Genomic DNA, 2904 nt, shown 5'->3' on the forward strand with positions numbered 1-2904 from the left:
CGTCGACACCGAATTCATCCGCGAAACGACCTTCTGGCCGATCCTCTGCCTCATCCAGATGGCCGCGCCAGGCGTGACGGCGCTGATCGATCCGCTTTCGCCCGACATCGACCTCAAACCCTTCTTCCGGCTGATGGCCAACGAAGCGGTGGTCAAGGTTTTTCACGCCGCACGCCAGGACATCGAAATCATCGTTCATCTGGGCGACCTGGTGCCGCATCCGGTGTTCGACACGCAGGTGGCGGCCATGGTCTGCGGCTTCGGCGACAGCGTCTCCTACGATCAGCTGGTGCAGCGCATCACCGGCGCGCGGCTCGACAAATCCTCGCGTTTCACCGACTGGCGGCACCGGCCGCTCTCCGACAAGCAACTCGAATACGCGCTCGCCGACGTCACCCACCTGATCAAGGTATATGAGCACCTCAGCGCCGAGCTGAAGCGCGAGGACCGCGCCCACTGGCTCAACGAGGAGATGGACGTCCTCACCTCGCGCCAGACCTACGATCCGCATCCGGAGGATGCCTGGAAGCGGCTGAAGATGCGGCTGCGCAAGCCGCAGGAGCTGGCGATCGTGCAGGCGGTGGCGGCATGGCGCGAACGCGAGGCGCGCGAGCGCGACGTGCCGCGCGGCCGCGTGCTCAAGGACGATGCGATCTACGAAATCGCGCAACAGGCGCCGCGCGACGCGACTGCGTTGGGGCGGCTGCGGACGACGCCGAAGGGCTGGGAGCGTTCGGCGACGGCAACCGCGCTGCTCAGCGCCGTCAACACCGCCCTTTCCCTTCCGAAGGAAGCGATGCCCAAGCTGCCGAAGACGTTCCAGCCGCCGGAGGGCTCGAGCGCTGCGGCGGAACTGCTCAAGGTGCTGCTCAGGATCGTCGCCGAGAAGGAAGGCGTCGCCTCCAAGGTGCTCGCCTCCAGCGACGACATCGACCGCATCGCCGCCGAGGGCGATGCCGCCGACGTGCCGGCGTTGCAAGGCTGGCGGCGTGCCGTGTTCGGCGAGCAGGCGCTTAGACTGGTGCGCGGCGAGATCGGCATCAAGTTCGACAAGCGCAGGATAGCGGTGTTCGACCTCTAAAGCGCGTCGCGCTGAAACGGTTTCCGGCAACGTGCTTCAAATACTTGAGTTGATGGCGTGTCGTTGTCCCAGAACCGCGCACACTTCTGAGCGACAAGCATCAGTCTACACCGCCCCAAGCAGGTGCAGCGCGAACCAGATCCAGGCGACGAGAAGAATGCCCGCGCCCAGGAAGAAGGCGCGGCTGCGGTGCAGCAGATAGTTTCTGGTGAGATGCACCCAGGCATGCACATAGCGCGTGACGACGAAGAGCCACATCAGCGTCAGCGTCAGGTAATTCACGCCATTGGTAACGAACAGCGCCAAGCATAGCACGTGAAAGAGGACCGGCAGCTCGAACTGGTTGATGAGGTTGTTGGCGACGGTAACGCTTGAGGCCGGCTCGGTCGAGCGGACCTTGTACTGGCTGATCTTGGCCTCGCCGGACTTCACGGCAAGATAACGCCGCTTCAGCATTACCAGATAGACGATGTAGACCAGCAGCACCTGCGCCAGCATCGGCCAGAAGATGGCGGTCTGGTTCATCTTGCCCCTACCGTTTAACGCCGCCGCTGCCCGGCAAGCGCCAGGACCGCAACGACCGCGAAGGGGATCGCCAGAAGCGTGAACTTTGTCACGGTCAGCGACGAGGCGAAGGCCAGCGAGTCGGGATTGGCCGACTGGAAATCCGACAAAAGCCGCGCCACGGCGAAGTTCTGCGCGTAGTCGGCGATCGTATAGGGCAACACCAGGACCAGTGCCGACAGCGCCTTCAATTGCGCGGGCATGGAGCGGAAAGTGCTCAGCCGCCTGCCGAAGGCCAGGATCAGGCTGAGCAAGGTGAGCGACAGCAGCGCCGGGAAGAGCAGATCAAACGTCAGATAATGCCAAACGATGATGATCTCGCTGCCGCGCCGGCCGAGCGCCGTCAGCCATGCCATGCCCTCATCCGGCGTGAAGCCGGTAACACGCATGTCGAGCGAAGGAAGCCCGCCGCTCAGGTGGCGGAAATAAAAGAACTCGAGCGCCGTCATGGCGATGAAGATCGCCGCGGACCCAATCGAGAGCGCCGCCGCGTGACGCGACAGGCGCAACACCGTGACGATCAGGTTGCGCCATAGTCCCAAGCGATCCGGCCGCTCGTCTGCCTGATCAAAGTCCGCCCGGATAGTTCGGGCTTTCGCGGGTGATCGTGACGTCATGGGCGTGGCTTTCACGAAGTCCGGCGTTTGATATGCGCACAAAGGTGGCGCGTTCGCGGAACTCGGCAAGATCGCGCCCACCGACATAACCCATAGCGGCTTTCAGGCCGCCCGCAAGCTGGTGCAGCACGCCAGCCACAGGTCCTTTGTAGGGAACCTGTCCTTCGATGCCCTCCGGAACCAGTTTCAAGGTGTCGCGCACCTCGGCCTGGAAGTAGCGATCGGCCGAGCCACGCGCCATGGCGCCGACCGAACCCATGCCGCGATAAGCCTTGAAGGAGCGGCCCTGGTGCAGATAGACCTCGCCCGGGCTCTCGTCGGTGCCGGCAAGCAGCGAGCCGATCATGGCGGCACTTGCGCCGGCGGCGAGCGCCTTGGCGAGATCGCCCGAATATTTGATGCCGCCATCGGCGATGACGCTTACGCCCGACTTCTCAGCCGTCTCCACCGCCGACATGATCGCCGACAGCTGCGGCACGCCGACGCCGGCGACGATGCGGGTGGTGCAGATCGAGCCGGGGCCGATACCGACTTTGACGGCGTCGGCGCCGGCATCGATCAGCGCCTGCGTGCCCTCGGCGGTGGCCACGTTGCCGGCCAGGATGCGCACCGAATTGGAGAGCTTCTTCGCCCGCGTCACCG

4 protein-coding genes are annotated in these 2904 nt (G+C 64.4%); 1 reads left to right on the top strand and 3 read right to left on the bottom strand.

Translation table 11 applies throughout. From position 1 onward, the window contains the following. Positions 1–1081 (top strand): ribonuclease D (gene rnd, locus EOA60_RS26750; protein WP_128312162.1); only part of this gene is annotated, 1081 nt, incomplete at its 5' end. Positions 1082–1186: 105 nt separating this feature from the next. Here rnd and EOA60_RS26755 read toward each other — a convergent pair. The 3 genes from EOA60_RS26755 to EOA60_RS26765 form a co-directional block, all read right to left on the bottom strand. Then, on the bottom strand, positions 1187–1606 hold the full coding sequence (locus tag EOA60_RS26755; protein ID WP_067000646.1) for an MAPEG family protein: 420 nt from the start codon (positions 1604–1606) through the stop codon (positions 1187–1189). Between the two features lie 14 nt (positions 1607–1620). Beyond that, entirely contained in the window at positions 1621–2169 is a 549-nt protein-coding gene (locus tag EOA60_RS26760; protein ID WP_245322393.1) for a hypothetical protein, read from the bottom strand. A gap of 43 nt (positions 2170–2212) precedes the next feature. After that, on the bottom strand, positions 2213–2904 hold a 692-nt coding region (locus tag EOA60_RS26765), incomplete at its 5' end, for an IMP dehydrogenase (RefSeq protein WP_206628259.1).

Origin of the sequence: Mesorhizobium sp. M1A.F.Ca.IN.020.06.1.1 (genome assembly GCF_004023265.1) — a bacterium.
Taxonomy (GTDB): domain Bacteria; phylum Pseudomonadota; class Alphaproteobacteria; order Rhizobiales; family Rhizobiaceae; genus Mesorhizobium.

Bases quoted from the DNA above. Each gene is read 5' to 3' on its own strand.
- EOA60_RS26755 (WP_067000646.1), bottom strand. From the start codon at position 1,606: ATGAACCAGACCGCCATCTTCTGGCCGATGCTGGCGCAGGTGCTGCTG.